This window comes from Francisella philomiragia subsp. philomiragia ATCC 25015 (assembly GCF_000156715.1).
GTDB lineage: Bacteria > Pseudomonadota > Gammaproteobacteria > Francisellales > Francisellaceae > Francisella > Francisella philomiragia.
Genome location: NZ_DS999311.1, coordinates 115194 through 133964, shown reverse-complemented (window position 1 = coordinate 133964; position 18771 = coordinate 115194). Strand labels below are relative to the sequence as shown.

Genomic DNA, 18771 nt, shown 5'->3' with positions numbered 1-18771 from the left:
ATGAGATTTTTAAATCAAAAAGGTAAGAAAATAATAGTTACCGCGACATTAGCATCATTGATGTTTTCACCATTGTATAGTTTTGCTTATACAAACCAGGCTACTTCTGATACTCAGTCACAAGTACAACAACAAGTAGTATCAACATTAGTAGGTGGCAAGATTCAGCCGTATACGCAGTACTCTATTCGTAATCAAAATGGCTATTTAGTGGCACAAGGTGAAACTAATGCAAAGGGATATTTTATAGAGGATGTGGCAGATGTAAGTATTGGTGATAGTATAACTCTAGAATATGGTTCAAGACGTATTTCTCAGGCTATTAGTTCTAGAGTAGTTTTATTCACAGAAACAAACAATAATACAATGTTACTTCAATCACCAATGCTTGGTAGTATGGATGCTGGTGATGCAGCATTTAGTATTGGTAGCATAGCTATTATGGCTGCTACGGGTGACTATCTTTTTGCAGCAATTGGATTTGTATCTTTCTTGATAGGTTTTTTTGGACCGAGCCAGGCAGATATTATTACGAAGTTTACAGAGCAATCTTTACAAGAACTTACCGAAGATGTCACAGCGCAAATAGATACAGATAATCAAAGGATGATAGCAAATTTTACTAATGCACAAAAGTATAGAGTTGACAAAGATTTTACTGATTTAACAGGTGTTTCTAAAAAGCTATCAAATTATACTAATCTGCTGGATAATGCTGTATTTATGATGGATGATTTTAAAAATAGTTCTGAGGGTAGTAAATATAAAAGCGCTTACCAACAATTACAGCAAGGTGGTAGACCAAATATTGATTATTGGGATTTATATGCCGATATTAGTAATTATGAAGATGCTAATGGAATCACTGCTGCAGATAAAAACTCTGTTAGAAAAGTAATGGTTAAATATCTAGCAAATAGCTTTGCCTATGAGGATGACTTTAATTTTGAAGATCTACTAGCACGATTTAGGAGTCTAAATAAGAAGCTAAGTGTGTTACAAAGTGATCTAAATCCATATAAACCTGATCTCTCTTCAATATTAACTGATATGGGGGTTACAGGCACGTATAATTATGATGTATGTGATGGTAGTGTTATGTCTTTGACAGAAGGAGCAGTCAAGCTAACTAAACTAAACTTAGATCAGCTATATATGCTAAAGAGAATTAGCTTAGCATATAATCATGCTTCTGCAAAACAAATAGCTAATTTAGATACAGAATATGCTAATGCACTAGTAGAACTTAGAAGTCTAGTTGCAGTGTCATCATCATGTAGATACTTCTTTAATCAAGATGCTACAGCTTGGGGTGGTGTATCATATATGACATTCTTAGGCAGTAGACCTGGAGTTGCATATAAGATTAAGATAGATAACCTTAATAGAGCTGAAGACTTTAATGGAAATGTTGATGATTTGGTTTTTGATCCTGAGGTAAGAAAAAAGTATCTAACACCCTCACAAAATGCTTTCTTTAAGAGGTTCTTGGAAGATACGGATACTGGACCAGCCATATATGCTCTTGATCAAGATGATAAAAATGTGCACTTAATAAACGAAGATACTGGTGGTGGTAATGCTGTTTATTTAGAGGGTTATTTTTATGTAAATCATGGTACTGACTTAGGTAGAGAAGACATAGTCCTAAAAGATGATAGAAAAGACACATCAATCAAATATATATCATATGATGGATTCTTTAAAGGAACTATCGATGTTGCTGTTAGTCTACCTAAAGGTGCACATGCTAGTAATTATTATATTAAAAACTCTCAAGATGGTCGCGCGTATCAGCTATCAGAAGCCCCGGATAGTATTGCTCATGTAACTATTGATGTTGATGCTTCAGCTAAGTCTTTTAATAAGTTTAATGATGTAGTATCTATTTCACTGAGAGATATGGATAATAATCAAATAGATTCAAAAGAGATTTTTATAAGTGTGCCTACTACAGCCAAAGATGAGACTGCATCAAATTTTGGAATTGGTGAGGTAGATAAAGATGAACTGGATTTTAAATGGGATCAAAATATAAGCGGTATTAATTTTACAGATAACTATCTATTTATGGCTTATAATGAAAATATCTTACAAACAAGAGAATTTCATTATTTTGACAATTATTCATATTTTTATAATGAAATTTCAGCTTATTCAATTGGTGGGCTAACAGCATATAATAGAGCTGGCGTTATTTTTAATTCGCCCTATATGCTTCAGAAAATAATATATGATTGCAGAGACTATCATACTTGTTATCATGTTGGTAGTTGGGAAATTCCTTCCATGAAATATAGCTTAGCGATGCCAGACTATAAGGTATTTGATTTAAAGGTTACCAGTAGCGGAGCAGATGTAGCTCAAGTTATCTTTAATCCAGGTCCTCAAATAGATCCTGAACAGGTAAATATAACAGTTAATGACGAGGCAAACCGTAACTGTTCTATAAAAGGATATGACAATGGTAAATTTATAGAATTAGGCAAGGGTAATACTACAGTTAGTTACATGCCAAATAGTATGGTGTGGAATGGTACGCATATGTTAATTGGCTATTATTGTAATAACTCTTTTGATGGTATTGAAGGTAATGTAACTTTCACGGTAGATGTCCCAAGTGTTGGTCAGAAGTCGATCACCGAAATGGTTAGGGATCAGAAAGCATTTTATGGTTTGAAAGTGACTAGTAGTGGAGGAGATGTGGCGCAGGTTGTTTTTAATCCAGGTCCTCAGGTATCTCCAGAAGAGGTAAGTATAACAGTTAATGATGAGGCAAACCGTAACTGTTCTATAAAAGCATATAACAGTAATCAATTCGTAGAGTTAGGTGAAGGTAACACTACAGTTAGTTATATACCAGATAGTATGGTGTGGAATGGTAAACACATGTTAGTTGGTTATTATTGTGATCAGTCTTTTGATGGTATTGATGGTATTGATGGTAATGTAACTTTCACAGTGGATGTCCCAGGTGTTGGTCAGAAGTCAATCACCGAAATGGTTATCGATCAAGAAGCATTTGGTTTAGATGTTAAAACTATTCCTTCTAAAGGAGGAATGTTTAGTGCGCAGGATATAGCTGAGGTTGTGTTTCATCCTAGTCCTAAAATGTCTGTCCAAGATGTAAATATAACAGTTAATGATGAGGCAAACCGTAACTGTTCTATAAGAGCATATAAAAATAATCAGTATATAGAGCTAGGTAGGGGTAATGCTACATTCAGTTATATGCCAGACACTATGATATGGAATGGACAAAGTGTATTAGTAGGATATTATTGTGATGATATATTAGATGCAACACAAGGAAATGTGACTTTTTCAGTAGGATTACCTAACAGTAATGTTGATCCAGTTACAATCTCAGCAATTGTAAAAACTGACGGATAAACACAACTATAATGTATATATTCCAAAAACGAATATAGTTATTCCAAAAAAGAATTTCAAATCAGTTTTTTATTTTAATATTATTAATAATTTCTTAGAAAAATATATAATTACTTTTTATGTTGCTTGAATTTTATATAAGGCATCTAAATGGTTTTTTATCAGAAGGTATGGCAAGCTGCTGCTGTTTTTAAGATTTATTTACGTTAATTAATATCTAAACTTATGGAGTAAAAATATGAAAAAAATAAAATTAATTTCAATCTTAACAATGTCATGCATGGGGGTTGTTAGTTATGCAAATGAATGTACTTTAGATAGTTTCAAGAGTGGTAAAAAAGGCAATCTAACTTTCCATTGTGATCAAGATATGGATTTAAATACTAATCCTATATATTTTGATTTGACTAATAATGTTTATGTAGTAGGAGTCAATGGTTCAGATGGACGAGCATTATTTAAGCTAGATGGTGATTTGGTTAAAGTCCAAGTTAATAAAAATACTTTTTCTAGTCAGGGTTATGTGTTACCAAAGGATACTAGCTATACATTATATTTTGATACATTATTCAGTTCAAAATATGAGCTTAAGAATTTCAGAGTTGGAGAGCAGTCAAAAGCTAAAGGTGTGATATCTATTAAATTACCTCCAAAACCTAGTTTTATTCATTCATCTGAATTGCCAACAATTGATATATATAAAAATAATGCTAAAGTTACGCAAATTACAGATACAGATTGGAATGGTATAAAGACTATAGATTTAGATATTGGCAGTAGTGCGGATATCGAGGTTAGAATTAAGACAATTGATGGTTCAGATGGTGTCGCTGAACCAGCTAAATTCACTCTAACACCAGGATACACTCAAAAAGTCAAAGTTAACTATGAGGCTCCTGCAGTTGTAACAGGATCTATTGATTTAGTAGCAGAAACTCCTGACACCACTAATATAGCTCCTAAGTTTGTTATAAAAAATAGTGATGGCAAAATTGTATCTGAAGGTAATCTAAACTTTACAAATCCAGTACATATCGCTAATTTACCAGCATCTGAAGATGGAGTTAAGTATACTTTAGAAGTAGATGGTTATATTGAGAATGGCTTTAAATATACTCCTAGCTTTACAAGTACAATATTGATTACAAATGCTGAACCTACGAATGTAACTATAGCTTTTGATAAAGAGTCTTTACCAGTACAGGTTGATAAGGTTACATTTGATATATCTGGTTTACCAGATGGCAAGACTACTACTTTGAAGTTAGCATCATCAGATGGAGATTATAAAGAGATACAGTTAGATGGAAATAAAACATACACTATTGAAATTCCTCAAGATAAAAGTGCATATACTATTACAGCTTCTGAGTTAGATGGCTATGAAGTACTTATAGCACCTAGTAATGTATTTGTTGCTGATAAAGAAAGTGAATCATTTAGCATTAATTACACTCAAAAATTTAAGCCACTTTTTGAATTAGGGCTTGTAAGTTATGACACAAGACCAAAATATGGCAAGATAATGTTTGTTAGTGAGCCTAATATTGAGAGAAAAGAAATAACAGTAAATGTAGATGATCCTGATAATAATAACTGTAAAGTTTATAGATTTAATGGATATGATACTACAGGTAAAGATACTTGGGAGGTGATGGGAGAAGGCAGTGGTGAATATAAATTCACACCAGATGAAGTTATTTGGAGAGGCGGATCCACACTTGTGAGCTATGACTGCTACCGTATTCCAGCATTTAAGAAGGATGTGACCGTTAGATTTGATGTCACTGTCAATGGCGTGACAAAGTCGATATCTGAAGATGTACTTGCCAACTAGCTTCACACTATTTATTTAATCTTATTTATATAAAATAAAATGGCTAAATTTTAGTCAAAGCCATATAGCTTGGGTAAATAAAAGCGTATTTCAATAGGCTCAGAATTCTAATTTGATTTATTAGTCAGGGCTCTAAATAACTAGAGTATATAGTACTACGGTTTACAGTAATATCAGGAAATTCATGTTTTCGAAATATTTTAGTTACCTTAGACTAGATTTAAGTTAATTGCTGATATAGTTAATGATTTGTGAATCTAGATTTACTTAGCTTCATTAGTGGCAATAGTTTTCATTGCTATAGCATGAAGTTCACCAGAAAGGATATACTCATTTATTTTAGAATAAACCAACTGCTGTCTTTTAACTTTGCTTTTCATATCGTTAAAATCATCAGCAATTATAGTAGCTGAAAAGTGTACATTATCATCGCTTTGAATATCTGCGTTACAGTTGGTTAGTGAATTTTCTAAAATATCTTTAAGTTGTTCTTTTGTCATATTTTCTCCCAATATTACTAAATCATGTATTCTTCTAGTATAGTGTTTGCACCGTGAACTTTCGCTAGAGAAAGTGTTTTTTGATCAATATTTTCTAGCTTTAGTTGTATATTATATTTTTTAGCGCATTTTATATATTCAATTATTAGTGATAAGCCTGAGCTATCGATTTTTTTACATTTTGAAAAATCAATAATCCATATATTGCCTAGCTTAGATAGTTCTTTTTTGTATGTCTTATAGAGTTGTGAAACTGTTTTTAGAGTCAATTCTGATTCTATAACCCATTTATTATTATTTATTGTTATCATTCTATACTTTGAAGATTATAGTTTTTGTCTAAAAGTTTTGGATATGTTTTTTCTTTGATTTTTTGAGTAACTTTTTGAGCAGCTTCTGTCATTTCTGGAACAGTTTTATAGGCTGCAAATTGTTGTTGATATGTTCTTAGAATACTTACACCTGCAACATCAAAGTCATATATATGCCATTGATTATCTTTCTGGAACATTTTCACTGCAAAGTCAGAGCTTTGATTGTTATCAATGTTAGTAATTTTACCATTTACTACAACTATAGGCTTTTTCTCCCAGCTATTGTCATCCTTGTTGAATGGGAATAGCGTCAATCTATATTTTCCTGCGTAGGCAACATTTTTAGCATACATAAACGCTAACATCTCAGTTGCTGAACGTATAAATTGTTTTTGTTCCTCTGGTGTTGCTTGTTTCCATTTTGGAGTGCCAACTACAAGTTGAGCAATCACTTTAGGTGCAACAATTGGAATAATTTCTGCATCAACAAGGCGAAGTAATTTATATGGGTCTTGTTTGTACTCATCAGCATTTTTGATTAGCTTATCTTGAGTTTTTACTATAGTTCTATTGAGCATATCAACAGGATTTTCTATAGCCCAAGCACTTGATATGGTTACCACCATAATTACAAACAAAATTGAAATTTTACGTAGCATAGTCAGTTTCCCTAGATTTAATTTACGAGCATAAATTTTAATACAAAAACAATATATTTAAAAGTAGCAAATTACATCACTTACCTTTGTCTTCATCCTTTCCTGCAACAAAAGTATTTATCAGTGACCCAAGATCTAGAGCAGATTGCGTGTTCTCTAGCTCTATTACACTACCTTGGTGTAAATACTTATCTTGCTCAGAGTTATTTTCAGTATCACCAATACCAGCTATAGACATTATATCTTCACTAGGAGGAGTTAAGGCAACATAGTTATCTCCTAATATACCTGACATTGCTATTGCAGCAGAGTAGTTAGCAGGAATTTTCTTGTCGCTATTTATTGCTATAGTGACTACAGCCATAAAGCCATTATAGGTTTTTTCTAACGAAATTTTTGTCACTCTACCTATTTCTACACCAGCAATTTTCACAGAAGCATTTGTGCGTAGAGATCCCACATTCTTAAAATCTGCTTCAATTGTGTATTCATTTGATCCAAAGGACTTAAAAGAGGTTCCACTTACTTTGAATGTTAAAAATATAAGACATAAAACGCCTATGATAATAAAAATTCCTACAGAGGTTTCAAAATGCTTGTTCCTCATTAAATTCCTCCAAACATAATTGATGTTAAAATTAGATCTGCACCTAACACACTCATGCAGCAATATACTACTGTTTTTGTTGTGGCTTTAGCTATGCCGTTTGAATCGGCAATACAATAATAACCTTGGTATAACGCTATCCATGCAGTTATGAATGCAAAAACCAAACTTTTAATAATACCATTTGTAATATCTGAGATTGTGACAGACGATTGAATATTGCTCCAGAACTCTCCATAACTTATCCCTAATCCAGCTTCTGCGAGTACAAATCCAGCAAGTATTGCAACTGTTGCAAAGATAAGTGCTAAGATTGGTCCACTAATTACACATGCCCAGAATCTTGTGGATAATATAAAGCTAATTGGATTAACATTCATAACCTTTAGGCTATTGATTTGATCAGTAGCCTTCATTAGTCCAATTTCAGATGTGATTGAGCTACAAGCCCGTCCAGCAAAAAGCATAGCAGTAACTACAGGACCAAGCTCTCTTAGAACACTTAAAGCAACCATTACGCCTAGTAGCGAGTGAGCCCCAAATTTTGACAATGTATAGTAACCTTGTAAGCTTAATACTAATCCTATAAAAATCCCAGATGTCACTATAATAATAATAGAGTTAACACCAACTGCTTTTATTTGAGTTATGCAGTCTCTTATGCTTAATTTACTAAAAACTATTCTTAATACAAGATCAATAGATTTTAAAAAACTATATATAAGTGAAATTGTAAGTTTATATATATTATTAAAAACTGACATAATTACCTCAAAATTTCTTTATAAAAGAAGTTTTTATCTACAGAATTTTTACTGTTATTCTCTAGAGGCCTACCAGCCAAAAAATCTTGTATTTGTTTATCTTTACTATTTTTTATATTTTCAGGAGTATCACTAGCTATGACTTTCTTGTTGCCAACTATGATAATATGATCAGAAATGTTCAATGACTCTTGTATGTCATGAGAGACAATTAAAGAAGTCATTCCCAATGATTCATTTAGTGTTGAAATAAGTTCTAATAATTTGTTAAAAGAAGCTGGATCTTGACCTGTGAATGGCTCATCATACATCATGATGTCAGGATCCATAGCTATTGATCTTGCAAGCGCGACTCTACGAGCCATTCCTCCAGATAGTTCACTAGGCATCATGTCAATAGTATGTGCTAATCTAACTGCCTGAAGCTTTAGTAAAACAATATTTCTAATTAAATTCTCATTTAAATTAGTATTTTTACGTAGGGGAAAGGCGATGTTGTCATATACACTCAGATGAGTAAATAAAGCTCCTGACTGGAATAGAAAACCCATTTTTTTACGCAGTTGTGCTAGATACTTTTCTTTGGTATTTTTTTTGATACTATAATCGTCAATATATATTTCACCACAATCAGGTTTAATCAGTCCGGCGATAAGTTGTAGAATTGTAGTTTTACCAGCGCCTGATGGACCTAAGACTGTTGTTATTTTATTTGTTGGGATCGAAAAAGTGACATCATCATAGATACAACGTTCACCCCTATAGAAAGATACATTTTTGAATTCAGTATTGCTCATTATTTAAATGAATAATTAATTGAAGGGAATATTAACTTCAATTATTGAATTTTTGCTACTATCTTCAACTTTTATATCAATATCACGAATATTATCTTCAGATAAAGCAACATATTTTTTGACAACTTCAATAATCTCATCTTTAAGTTCAGCAAGTAAATGACTACTTATTTTTGAAGATCTTGGATGTAGTTCATTTCTTTGATGAGCAACAATAATCTGAAGTCTCTCTTTTGCTAAAGATGCGCTTTGCTGTTTTTTACCCAATCCAAAAAGTTTAGCTAACATGGTTACTATTTACCTATTAATTTTTTGAAGAAACTTGTCTTCTGTTCTGTATATCTCATTGGTATATCTTTACCAAGAATTCTATCCACAGCATCAAAGTATGCTTTGGCAGCTATAGTATCATCAAGATGTGTTATAGGGTGCCCACTGTTTGAAGCCTCAAGAATATCTTTGGACTCAGGAATTATACCTACGATAGGTGTATATAATATTTCACTAACATCTTCAGCCTTTAGCATAGCGCCAGCCTTTGCTCTAGCTGAATCATATCTGTTTAGAAGAAGATGAATTTCTTTGAATTCGCCTTCTTTTTGAGCCTTTAGAGTCTTGCTCGATAACATGCCTAATATTCTGTCAGAGTCTCTAACTGATGAAACTTCAGGATTAGTTACTATGATTGCCGCATCGGCACATCTCATAGCCATTAGAGAACCCTTTTCAATACCAGCAGGTGAGTCACATATAACGATATCAAAGGCTTGCTTTAATTCTTCAATTACTCTATCTACTCCTTCCTCAGTTAGAGCGTCTTTGTCTCTAGTCTGAGATGCAGGAATAAGATATAAATTATCGATTCTTTTATCTTTAATAATAGCTTGATTTATAGTGGCTTCTTCTCTTACAACATTTATCAAATCATAAACGACTCTTCTTTCACAGCCCATAATAAGGTCGAGGTTTCTTAAACCAACGTCGAAATCAATAACAACTGTTTTAAGGTTTCTTTTTGCAAAAGCATATGCAATAGCTGCACTTGAAGTTGTTTTACCAACACCGCCTTTACCTGAAGTAACTACGAAAACCTTACCTTGCTTTTTTTCACTCATTTTAGCTTAAGCCTCTTATTAAAAATTTTAAAAACCTTCTATATGGATTTTGTCATCTTGTAAGTACACTATATATCCATCAGTTTTAGAACTGTCGACAGGTATACTTTCATTGTTAAGTGTAACATATTTACCTGCAATGGATACTAATTCCGCTTTTAAGTCCTTACATACTATTTTAGCATCTTTATTTCCTGAGCTACCAGCAATTACTCTACCACCAACTCTACCATATACAATTATGCTACCATCAGCAATGATTTCTGCGCCATTATTGACATTGGCAGTAATAATTACGTCAGCATCACGAGCATTGATTGATTGGCCAGTACGAACAGGAGAGGTGATTATTTTTGTTGAATAAGACTGTTTTTCATCCTCGGCGCTAGCATCTTTAGCTTTTCCGCCTTTGAGTATGTTGTGTCCAGCTTTAGCTAGTTGAGTTTTTATTTCCTTATTATCAACTACAAAACCTATAGGAACCATACCATTGGATTTGAATGATTCAATAACTTTCTCTAAGAAGTTGATAGTGCACTTTTCACTTTTGTCTATATCACGAATATCAATCGCAAAAGGAGTATTTTGGAAAAAGGATGGTGACTGCGAAAGCTTAGAGTTTAGTAAACTCTCAATCTGTGTAATTTCAGTTACATTAATATTAATGGCACTGATAGTATAGTTACCACCTTTAAAATGAAAAGCTTGCTTCATGTGTAAGGCCTTAAAAGTTTAAGAATGTATCTTATTTGATTTTAGCTTCTTTATACATTACATGCTTACGAACAACAGGATCAAACTTTTTGATTTCCATTTTATTTGGCATTTCTCTTTTGTTTTTAGTAGTAGTATAGAAGTGTCCAGTTTTAGCAGAAGAAACTAATCTAATTTTTTCTCTCATTTTTTTATTCCTTTTTATAAAAAACTTTGATTAAATTTTGTGACCTTGAGCTCTAAGATCACTAAGAACAGTATCGATACCTTTCTTATCGATGATTCTCATACCTTTTGAGCTAACTTTTAGCTTGATATATTTATTTTCACTTTCAACCCAAAATCTATGAGTATGAAGATTAGGTAAAAATCTTCTTCTTGTTTTGTTTTGTGCGTGAGAAACATTATTACCAGTAGCAGGTCTTTTACCTGTAACTATACAAACTTTAGACATCTAGAAACCCTCCCTGGGCAAATTTATTTATTATTTTTATACAATATCTCGAAGATTTTATTATTTTTTGTATAAAAAGTAAACCTGTAATATAAATAAGTTTTATTGTTTTGTCTGTGAATAATAACTTTTGAGTTTATATTATGGGAGTTCCGCCTGCTTGCTCTGAATCCAAAATATTGCTATTGTAATTAAAGTTGCCTTCTCCTTCATAGGCTTGAGCAGTAGTTGGGTTAACGTATCTTGATGGAGTGCTCGGATCGTAATCTATTTTCTCATTGGCATTGTTTGTTGATGAGTTTTGTTGTTTGGATTTATTCATCATGCTAGAGCCTGAGGTAGCAATAGTAGAACCGGAGCTTACACTTTTTTCATCTGGTAAGTATAAAGCTCCAGTCTGACCACATGCAGTTAATCCTAAAATTGATGCAATCGAAATCGCAATAAAAACTATTTGTTTCATAATATTTATGCTTTTTAGTTATAAATAGATTATTCAAATTTAACAATAAATGATTGTATTAGCAATTGAATTGTTAATTTGACTTTTGAGATGTTAAAATTCAACTCAGTCGACTTTCTGATTTAAAAGTTTATGAAATTTAATGAAGTCAAAGGTGTTGGTGAGGCAACTATTAAAGCGCTAGCTAAATATAATCTGTATAATCCGGATGACCTTTTGACAATCTTCCCTAAAGAGTACAAAGATACTCGTTTTGTCAGCACCATAAGTTCTTTGGTGACAGATAAGAAGTATCTCATTGAGGGTAGAATAACCAATTTAACATACAAGAAGTTTGGTAAGAAATTCTTACGCTTTATAGTAAATGATGAGACTGGAATTTGTACTATTGTAATGTTTAAATTTTACCCTAATCAAATATTCGCACTTGAAAATGCTGAATATGTGCGCTGTTATGGTAAAGTCGATTTATCGTTGAATCCACAAATGGTTCATCCAGAATGGGCAGTTATAAAAGATGGTGTGTGTGCTATCAAAAAAGAGTTTTCACCAGTTTATCGGTTAAAAAAGGTCTCTGATAAAGTGGTGTCTAGAATAATTTTATCTTGCCTTAAAAGTAAAAGTGTTGCAGATATTTTACCAAGACAGCTATTGCGTGGATTTGGTTTGATGAGTTTTAGTGATGCCTTGTATTATGTCCATGCTCTTACAGATTCTATAGATGACAAATTTATAAATATTGCTAGATCTTCTATAAAGTTTGAAGAAATGCTTGCCTACAAACTTGCTGAGGAGAGTATTCGTAAAAGCATAACAAATAGTAGTGCTCCAAGATTGTCTTTAGAAGAGTCTCAGCAAAATGAATTTTATAAAAAGCTACCTTATCAATTAACCCAAGCTCAGCAACGTACAATCACAGAGATTTTAGCGGATATAAGTCAATCAAGTGCAATGATAAGGCTTCTGCAAGGTGATGTTGGCGCGGGTAAAACAATTGTGGCAGCTATGGCTGTATATACTGCAGTTAAGTCAGGATATCAAGCAGTTGTGATGGCGCCTACAGAGATTTTGGCTGAGCAACATTATAGTTTTTTTGCATCATATATGCCAGATTTGGATATTGATGTTGTACCACTATTAGGTAAGTTAACTGCAAAGCAAACTAGAGAAAGTTTAGCAGTTATTAAGTCTAAAAAAGATTGTGTTATTGTCGGAACTCATGCTGTGTTTCAAGAGCGTGTTGAATATTGTAATTTGGGTCTGGTAGTTGTTGATGAGCAACATAGGTTTGGTGTTGAGCAGCGTTTAGCTTTAATTAATAAATCATCTCTAAACGATAGGCATCTGGTGCCTCATCAGCTCATAATTTCAGCTACACCTATTCCTAGAACTCTAGCGATGACTCTGTATGGAAATTTGCAATTATCAATACTTGATGAGTTACCGCCTAATCGTAAGCCTATAGTAACAACAGTCTTAAATAGAGCTAAAAAACAAAGTTTGATAGGTAAGGTTAAAGAAGCAGTATCTCGTGGCGAACAAGTATATTGGGTTTGTCCTTTGGTTGAAGAGTCTGAAAATATGGACTTTTTACAGGATGTCAAAACCTTACATAAAGAACTAGCAGAAGCTTTGGGCAAGGAAAATGTGGGTCTTGTATACGGTAGTATGAAATCAAAAGATAAAATACAAGAGATGAGTGATTTTAAAGCCAAAAAGTACAAGGTATTGGTTGCCACTACAGTGATTGAGGTTGGAGTAGATGTGCCAAATGCGAGTATTATGATTATTGATAATGCCGAAAGATTGGGCATATCTCAGCTTCATCAGCTAAGAGGAAGAGTTGGTAGAGGGGCAAAGGAGAGTTATTGTATACTGCTTTATAGTGATAGGATAAGTGAAGTTGGCAAGAAGAGACTATCGCTTGTAAGAGAGTCGCAAGATGGTTTTTATTTAGCTGAGAAAGATCTCGAGATACGCGGAGCGGGAGATATCTTAGGTAAAGAGCAGTCAGGAGTGTCAACATTTAAGACTTTTGATATAAATGAGTATTATGATAATTATGATAAAATATCTAGTGCTACAGCTATAGTAGAAAGTGAATATCCACATCTAAAAAAGAAATTGGTGGATAAGTGGTTTAAGCAAAGAGTAAATTACGTGGATGTGTGATTATTATGTTATTGGCTAGTGTGGTTGCAATTTTAATTGGTTTGATAGCTACGGTGGTAGTTGTTAGGACTTTGTATAAGCAAAGTGTTAGGAAAGGAACACTTAAATCTAAAAAAGATAAAGTCATTAATGGAGTTATCGTTGGCTTAGTGTTTTTTTGTGTAAGTAGTTTCTCATATGTGCTAATCATAAATATTTGAGGCTTACTTGGTTGCTTTAAGAACTATAGCAAATGGATATAATAAGATTATAAACTTAAAAAACATTCGCTAATATTGCTATAATAAAGGTGAATATTGTATTTAAAAACAAGAGGATTAGCTAATGGCTGTTATCAAGACAGAAGATCTAATAAATAGTGTTGCAGAAGCATTGCAATATATTTCATATTATCACCCGAAAGATTTTATTGATGCAATGTATGAAGCGTACCAACGTGAGGAATCAAAGCCAGCAAAAGACGCGATGGCACAGATTCTTATCAATTCAAGAATGTCTGCTATGGGTAAGCGTCCAATCTGTCAAGATACAGGTATGGTGTGTGCGTTTGTAAAAGTTGGTATGGATGCTAAGCTTGATAAAACTGATAGAACAATTACAGAGCTTGTTAATGAGGGAGTGCGTCGTGGCTATAATGATCCACATAACCCTTTGAGAGCATCTATGGTTTTCCCTCCTCATGGAGCTAGAAAAAACACAAAAGATAATACACCAGCAATTGTACATATTGATTTGGTTCATGGTGATAAAATCGAGATTGATATCGCCGCAAAAGGTGGCGGATCTGAGTTTAAGTCAAAATTTAAAGTTTTAAATCCTAGTGATAGCATTATCGACTGGGTAGAAGAGATGCTTCCACAGATGGGAGCAGGTTGGTGTCCACCAGGAATTATTGGTATCGGAATTGGTGGTACAGCTGAGAAAGCTATGCTTCTTGCAAAAGAATCTCTAGGTGAAGAGATTAATATGCAAGATATCATCAAAAATGGTCCTCAAAATGAGACTGAGCAACTAAGATTAGATATTTATAATCGTGTCAATGCTCTTGGTATAGGTGCTCAAGGTCTTGGTGGTTTGACAACTGTGCTTGATGTTAAGGTTAATGAATACCCAACTCATGCGGCATGTAAGCCTGTAGCTCTTATTCCTAACTGTGCGGCTACTCGTCATGTGCATTTCACATTAGATGGTTCTGGAGCTGTTGATTTGCCAGCACCTAAGATCGAAGGTTGGCCAGTAATCGAGCAAGCACAAAATGATGATGTTAAGAAAATCAATCTTGATACAGTTACTAAAGAAGAAATCGAAGCTCTTAGATCTGGTGATAATGTTTTATTGACAGGTAAGATCTTGACTGGTCGTGATGCAGCGCATAAGCGTTTACAGGATATGTATAATGCTGGCGAAGAATTCCCTGTAGATCTTAAAGGTAGATTTATCTATTATGTAGGTCCAGTTGATCCAGTTGGTGATGAAGTTGTTGGCCCTGCAGGTCCTACTACAGCTACGCGTATGGATAAATTTACACCATTTATGTTAGAGAAAGCTGGTATTGCTGGTATGATTGGTAAATCAGAAAGAGGTCAGGCTACTATTGACTCTATTGCAAAAAATAAGGCTGTTTATTTTATGGGAGTAGGTGGTGCTGCTTACCTAATCTCTAAATCAATCAAGAAAGCGGAAGTTGTCGCTTTTGAAGATCTTGGTATGGAAGCTATTTATGAGTTTGAAGTAGAAGATATGCCAGTAACTGTTGCTGTAGACTCTCTTGGTGTTTCAGCGCATCAGCAAGGTCCTAAGCTTTGGAAAGCTAAGATTGCTGAAATCAAAAAAGGTTAATTCTATTTGTATCATTCTGTATATTGTGTAAATTTTTATTATATATTTACATATTCAGTAGTTTAGTCATTTTTTATTTTTCTAAGGTATAGTAAGTAATCGATTTATGATCTCTTAATGTTCAATGAATTAGAATTTAGTGACAAGTATTATAGTGATAATACCAGTATATGTGTGGTATATTAAATCTATAATTCTTTTCATTTTTGATAGTTTAGGGAGCAAGATATGAAAAAAATGTTATTAATGTTGCTATTGGCTTCTCCAGTACTTATTTTTGCTGCAGATAGTGCAACAGATTCGAATACAAATGTAGATAATCAACAAGTAAAGCAACAAAAATTTGAGGCTAAAAAGCAACGAATTCTTAAAATGTTGCAAGAAAAACAAGCCTGTGTAGAAAAAGCTAACTCAAAAGATGATCTAAAGAAATGTAAAGTCCATGGTGGTAAAAAACATAAAAACAAAAAAGATTAATTTATAGTAGGTTTTGATTTTTTTGTATAACGATTTTTTGTTAGATTGTGATTTCTATTAAATTTTGTTCTGGGTCAAGTACACAGCTTTCATAATATCCATCGCCTGTGATTCTAGGTTCCCCTATAATTTTAAAACCATCATTTCTTAGTTGTTCTGTTAGTTGATCTACTTTTTCTTTAGATCTTACTGATATGGCAAGATGGATTAAACCAAATCTTTCTGTATTATCGAGATTTAAATTGTTCATGTTTTTTGAGTGCATAATTTCTAATCTTGCTCCAGATTCAAAAGATAAGAAATAAGAAGAAAAGCCTTTTATGGGGTTTATATATTTATCATTTGGTTTTGCATTAAAATATTTACAATAAAAATCTTTCATTAGTTCAATATCTTTAACCCAAATTGCAATATGTTCTATTCTCATATATTGTGACTGCTTTAATGCGTTGTAAATGATATTATAGCTAAGTTTAGCCATTAATCTTAAGTTGCATATGTGATATATTTTATTTTATTTGTTTTGAAAAAATAAATTGATGCATAAAGATAAAATATTTGAGTTTATAAAGAAAGTCCAAGCAATATCTCATACGGGTGTTGTTTATTCTAAATGTCCATATGCCTTGGATAATTACCATGAGCTATTAGAGCTGAGCTCAAAGATGTTACATGAGTATATCAAGTCTGATGTGCAACCTTATGATATATACAGGGATATGTATTATCCAACACCGCAGCCAGGTGTGCGAGTGGTTATTTTTCAAAATAATAAACTTCTAATGGCTGAAGATGCCGATACTCCAAATGAATGGACTATTCCAGGTGGTTGGTGTGATATTGATCTTTCGCCAGTTGAAACATGTATTAAAGAAGTTAAAGAAGAAACGGGTTATGATATTAAAGTGACTAAATTTTTAGCGCTTATGGATAGAAATAATTATACTCAAAGTGAAATTTATAATGTTTATAGTTTGGTATTTGTAGCAGAAATTGTGGGTGGTGAGAATAGCCCAAATTTTGAGGTTAATAAGGTAGATTTTTTTGATATTAATGAGTTGCCAAAATTATCTCATAAGCTTACAAAAGAAGAGCTGGATATTATATTGAAGACATATAAGGATAATACTGTTTATTTTGAATAAAAATTGTATATTGCGGGTTTACATTTAGTTTCTAGGTAAATAGTATTTGTGTAACGTTTTATAAATTGAATTTTTATATTGTGATTTTAGGAGTCAAAATAGCAATTATCTTAAAGTTTATTATTAGCTTATTTGCAATAATTAATCCATTTTCATTAGCTGGAATATATCTTGATACTGTAAAACAATCAGATCAAAAAGAGAAGAACACAATTGTCTTCACAATGATATTAGCATTTTTAGCTATACTTAGTCTAATGGTATGGTTTGGTAATGATATCTTATCTATTTTTGGTATTAACCAAGATGCTTTTCGTGCTGGTGGCGGGGTGATTGTTTTATTCTTTGGCTTGAGAATTTTGGGAGTATTAGCACAGCCAGTATCAGATACTACAGTAAAAAGTGTTTCTGCTAGAGATTTAGCAGTTGTACCCTTAGCTATACCTCTATTAGCTGGTCCAGGGACAATAGCTACTGTGATTACAGATTCACATGAATATTTTGCAACTATTGAGTCAAAGGTTATTGCAAATTTATGTTTATTATTCGTGGCAATTGTGTTGTGGTTGTTTTTTAGGTACTTGCCTAAGATATCAGCATTTCTTGGAGAGCATACTATAGATGTTATTTCAAAAATTATGGGGTTGATGCTAGTTGCTATTTCTGTAGAAATGATTTTTGATGGAATTAAAGGTTTCTTTTATTAGTTTAGGAAGGAGAATAATATGATAAAGGTATTTGGGATAAATAATTGTACAAGTGTAAGATCTGCTCTTAAGTTTTTTGAGGAAAAAGGCAAGAAAGTTGAATATATAAATCTCAGACAAAATAAACCTACTTGGCAAGAAATAAAAGAGATAAAACAAATTGGTAATTTTCAGGTAATAGATTTATTTAACTCTAAAGGTAAGCTTTTTACGGAAATGGGTCTTAAAGAAAAAATTGATGCTTTGTCAGAGCAAGAAGCATTTGAGCTTTTAGTCTCAGATGCCCTATTATTTAAAAGACCTTTAGTTGTAGATGGCAACTATGCTAGAACTGGCTGGAATAAAAAAGAATACGAAGAAAAATGGGGTTAGAATAGTTTAAAATTTGAGATGTTTTATTCTGTTGCGTCAGATTTTGCTTTCTCAATTTGTGCATCTAGACTAGCTGCTTTTGAGAGATTTTGTTGAGCTTCCGCATTTAGAACATTTGCCTGATCTTTGTCGTACTGAGACTTAGAAGTATCAGCTTTAGCTTCTTTATCAAGATTTCCAGCATCAGTTGTTAATGTATTAGCTTCTAATTGATCTTGTTTAGCTTGTTCATTTAATTGGCTTTGTTGTTGTTCTAGATCTTGCAAAGTACGTTCTTTTTTATTCGGACCACATGAAGCAAGTAAGCCTACACATATTACAGAAGTAAGTATTATTCCTGATAATTTTTTTATAGTCATTGGTTATTCTCCTAACAGTTATTAAAATTAAATTGACACAAATTAATTGCTATCATTTTAATTATGCTAAATGAATAATTATT

Annotated in this window: 23 protein-coding genes; 9 read left to right on the top strand and 14 right to left on the bottom strand. The window is 32.8% G+C overall.

The window, feature by feature from the left end; all coding sequences use genetic code 11:
- On the top strand, positions 1 to 3393 hold the full coding sequence (locus FTPG_RS00930; protein WP_004286530.1) for a hypothetical protein: 3393 nt from the start codon (positions 1 to 3) through the stop codon (positions 3391 to 3393).
- A 916-nt stretch (positions 3394 to 4309) separates the two neighbouring features.
- On the top strand, positions 4310 to 5230 hold the full coding sequence (locus FTPG_RS09965) for a hypothetical protein (protein ID WP_325144826.1): 921 nt from the start codon (positions 4310 to 4312) through the stop codon (positions 5228 to 5230).
- 263 nt (positions 5231 to 5493) lie between these two features.
- Here FTPG_RS09965 and FTPG_RS00920 read toward each other — a convergent pair whose 3' ends face one another.
- The 12 genes from FTPG_RS00920 to lptM form a co-directional block, all read right to left on the bottom strand.
- Positions 5494 to 5730 (bottom strand): BolA/IbaG family iron-sulfur metabolism protein, encoded by a 237-nt coding sequence (locus FTPG_RS00920; protein ID WP_004286528.1) that lies wholly within the window; start codon positions 5728 to 5730, stop codon positions 5494 to 5496.
- Between the two features lie 17 nt (positions 5731 to 5747).
- Positions 5748 to 6041: an STAS domain-containing protein gene (locus tag FTPG_RS00915; protein ID WP_004286527.1), complete on the bottom strand. Its 294-nt coding sequence runs from the start codon at positions 6039 to 6041 to the stop codon at positions 5748 to 5750.
- Complete coding sequence (locus FTPG_RS00910) at positions 6038 to 6703, bottom strand: MlaC/ttg2D family ABC transporter substrate-binding protein (RefSeq protein ID WP_004286526.1); 666 nt, start codon at positions 6701 to 6703, stop codon at positions 6038 to 6040. Before FTPG_RS00910 ends, FTPG_RS00915 begins: the two co-directional genes overlap by 4 nt.
- A 76-nt stretch (positions 6704 to 6779) precedes the next feature.
- A complete protein-coding gene (mlaD, locus tag FTPG_RS00905) occupies positions 6780 to 7310 on the bottom strand; it encodes an outer membrane lipid asymmetry maintenance protein MlaD (RefSeq protein WP_004286525.1) in 531 nt (176 codons plus the stop codon).
- On the bottom strand, positions 7310 to 8074 hold the full coding sequence (locus FTPG_RS00900; protein ID WP_004286524.1) for an MlaE family lipid ABC transporter permease subunit: 765 nt from the start codon (positions 8072 to 8074) through the stop codon (positions 7310 to 7312). Before FTPG_RS00900 ends, mlaD begins: the two co-directional genes overlap by 1 nt.
- Before the next feature lie 2 nt (positions 8075 to 8076).
- On the bottom strand, positions 8077 to 8871 hold the full coding sequence (locus FTPG_RS00895; RefSeq protein ID WP_004286523.1) for an ABC transporter ATP-binding protein: 795 nt from the start codon (positions 8869 to 8871) through the stop codon (positions 8077 to 8079).
- A 15-nt stretch (positions 8872 to 8886) separates the two neighbouring features.
- Complete coding sequence (gene minE / locus FTPG_RS00890; RefSeq protein WP_004286522.1) at positions 8887 to 9159, bottom strand: cell division topological specificity factor MinE; 273 nt, start codon at positions 9157 to 9159, stop codon at positions 8887 to 8889.
- Positions 9160 to 9164: 5 nt separating this feature from the next.
- A complete protein-coding gene (gene minD, locus FTPG_RS00885) occupies positions 9165 to 9986 on the bottom strand; it encodes a septum site-determining protein MinD (protein WP_004286521.1) in 822 nt (273 codons plus the stop codon).
- Between the two features lie 27 nt (positions 9987 to 10013).
- A complete protein-coding gene (gene minC / locus FTPG_RS00880; protein WP_004286520.1) occupies positions 10014 to 10700 on the bottom strand; it encodes a septum site-determining protein MinC in 687 nt (228 codons plus the stop codon).
- Positions 10701 to 10731: 31 nt separating this feature from the next.
- On the bottom strand, positions 10732 to 10887 hold the full coding sequence (gene rpmG, locus FTPG_RS00875) for a 50S ribosomal protein L33 (protein WP_004286519.1): 156 nt from the start codon (positions 10885 to 10887) through the stop codon (positions 10732 to 10734).
- Between the two features lie 30 nt (positions 10888 to 10917).
- Positions 10918 to 11154, bottom strand: a complete 237-nt coding sequence (rpmB, locus tag FTPG_RS00870; RefSeq protein WP_004286518.1) for a 50S ribosomal protein L28 — start codon at positions 11152 to 11154, stop codon at positions 10918 to 10920.
- Positions 11155 to 11290: 136 nt separating this feature from the next.
- Complete coding sequence (gene lptM / locus FTPG_RS00865; RefSeq protein WP_004286517.1) at positions 11291 to 11617, bottom strand: LPS translocon maturation chaperone LptM; 327 nt, start codon at positions 11615 to 11617, stop codon at positions 11291 to 11293.
- A 132-nt stretch (positions 11618 to 11749) separates the two neighbouring features.
- Here lptM and FTPG_RS00860 point away from each other — a divergent pair, with 132 nt between their 5' ends.
- The 4 genes from FTPG_RS00860 (at position 11750) to FTPG_RS00845 (ending at position 16105) form a co-directional block, all read left to right on the top strand.
- Positions 11750 to 13789 carry an ATP-dependent DNA helicase RecG gene (locus FTPG_RS00860; protein WP_004286516.1) on the top strand — a complete coding sequence of 680 codons (2040 nt, stop codon included), beginning with the start codon at positions 11750 to 11752 and terminating at the stop codon, positions 13787 to 13789.
- A gap of 5 nt (positions 13790 to 13794) precedes the next feature.
- On the top strand, positions 13795 to 13989 hold the full coding sequence (locus FTPG_RS00855) for a hypothetical protein (RefSeq protein WP_014714414.1): 195 nt from the start codon (positions 13795 to 13797) through the stop codon (positions 13987 to 13989).
- Positions 13990 to 14113: 124 nt separating this feature from the next.
- Positions 14114 to 15628, top strand: coding sequence for a fumarate hydratase (locus tag FTPG_RS00850; RefSeq protein WP_004286514.1), 1515 nt, complete (start codon positions 14114 to 14116; stop codon positions 15626 to 15628).
- Positions 15629 to 15856: 228 nt separating this feature from the next.
- Complete coding sequence (locus FTPG_RS00845; protein WP_004286513.1) at positions 15857 to 16105, top strand: hypothetical protein; 249 nt, start codon at positions 15857 to 15859, stop codon at positions 16103 to 16105.
- 40 nt (positions 16106 to 16145) lie between these two features.
- On the opposite strand, the gene FTPG_RS00840 is transcribed toward FTPG_RS00845, so the two are convergent.
- Positions 16146 to 16532, bottom strand: a complete 387-nt coding sequence (locus FTPG_RS00840; RefSeq protein ID WP_004286512.1) for a VOC family protein — start codon at positions 16530 to 16532, stop codon at positions 16146 to 16148.
- Between the two features lie 112 nt (positions 16533 to 16644).
- On the opposite strand from FTPG_RS00840, the gene FTPG_RS00835 reads away from it, so the two are divergent.
- The 3 genes from FTPG_RS00835 to FTPG_RS00825 all read left to right on the top strand — a co-directional run bounded on the left by FTPG_RS00835 (position 16645) and on the right by FTPG_RS00825 (position 18329).
- On the top strand, positions 16645 to 17250 hold the full coding sequence (locus FTPG_RS00835) for an NUDIX hydrolase N-terminal domain-containing protein (RefSeq protein ID WP_004286511.1): 606 nt from the start codon (positions 16645 to 16647) through the stop codon (positions 17248 to 17250).
- A 65-nt stretch (positions 17251 to 17315) separates the two neighbouring features.
- Complete coding sequence (locus tag FTPG_RS00830; RefSeq protein WP_004286510.1) at positions 17316 to 17957, top strand: MarC family protein; 642 nt, start codon at positions 17316 to 17318, stop codon at positions 17955 to 17957.
- An 18-nt stretch (positions 17958 to 17975) separates the two neighbouring features.
- Complete coding sequence (locus FTPG_RS00825) at positions 17976 to 18329, top strand: arsenate reductase family protein (protein ID WP_004286509.1); 354 nt, start codon at positions 17976 to 17978, stop codon at positions 18327 to 18329.
- Positions 18330 to 18352: 23 nt separating this feature from the next.
- Here FTPG_RS00825 and FTPG_RS00820 read toward each other — a convergent pair whose 3' ends face one another.
- Positions 18353 to 18688, bottom strand: a complete 336-nt coding sequence (locus FTPG_RS00820) for a hypothetical protein (RefSeq protein WP_004286508.1) — start codon at positions 18686 to 18688, stop codon at positions 18353 to 18355.
- Between the last annotated feature and the right edge of the window lie 83 nt (positions 18689 to 18771).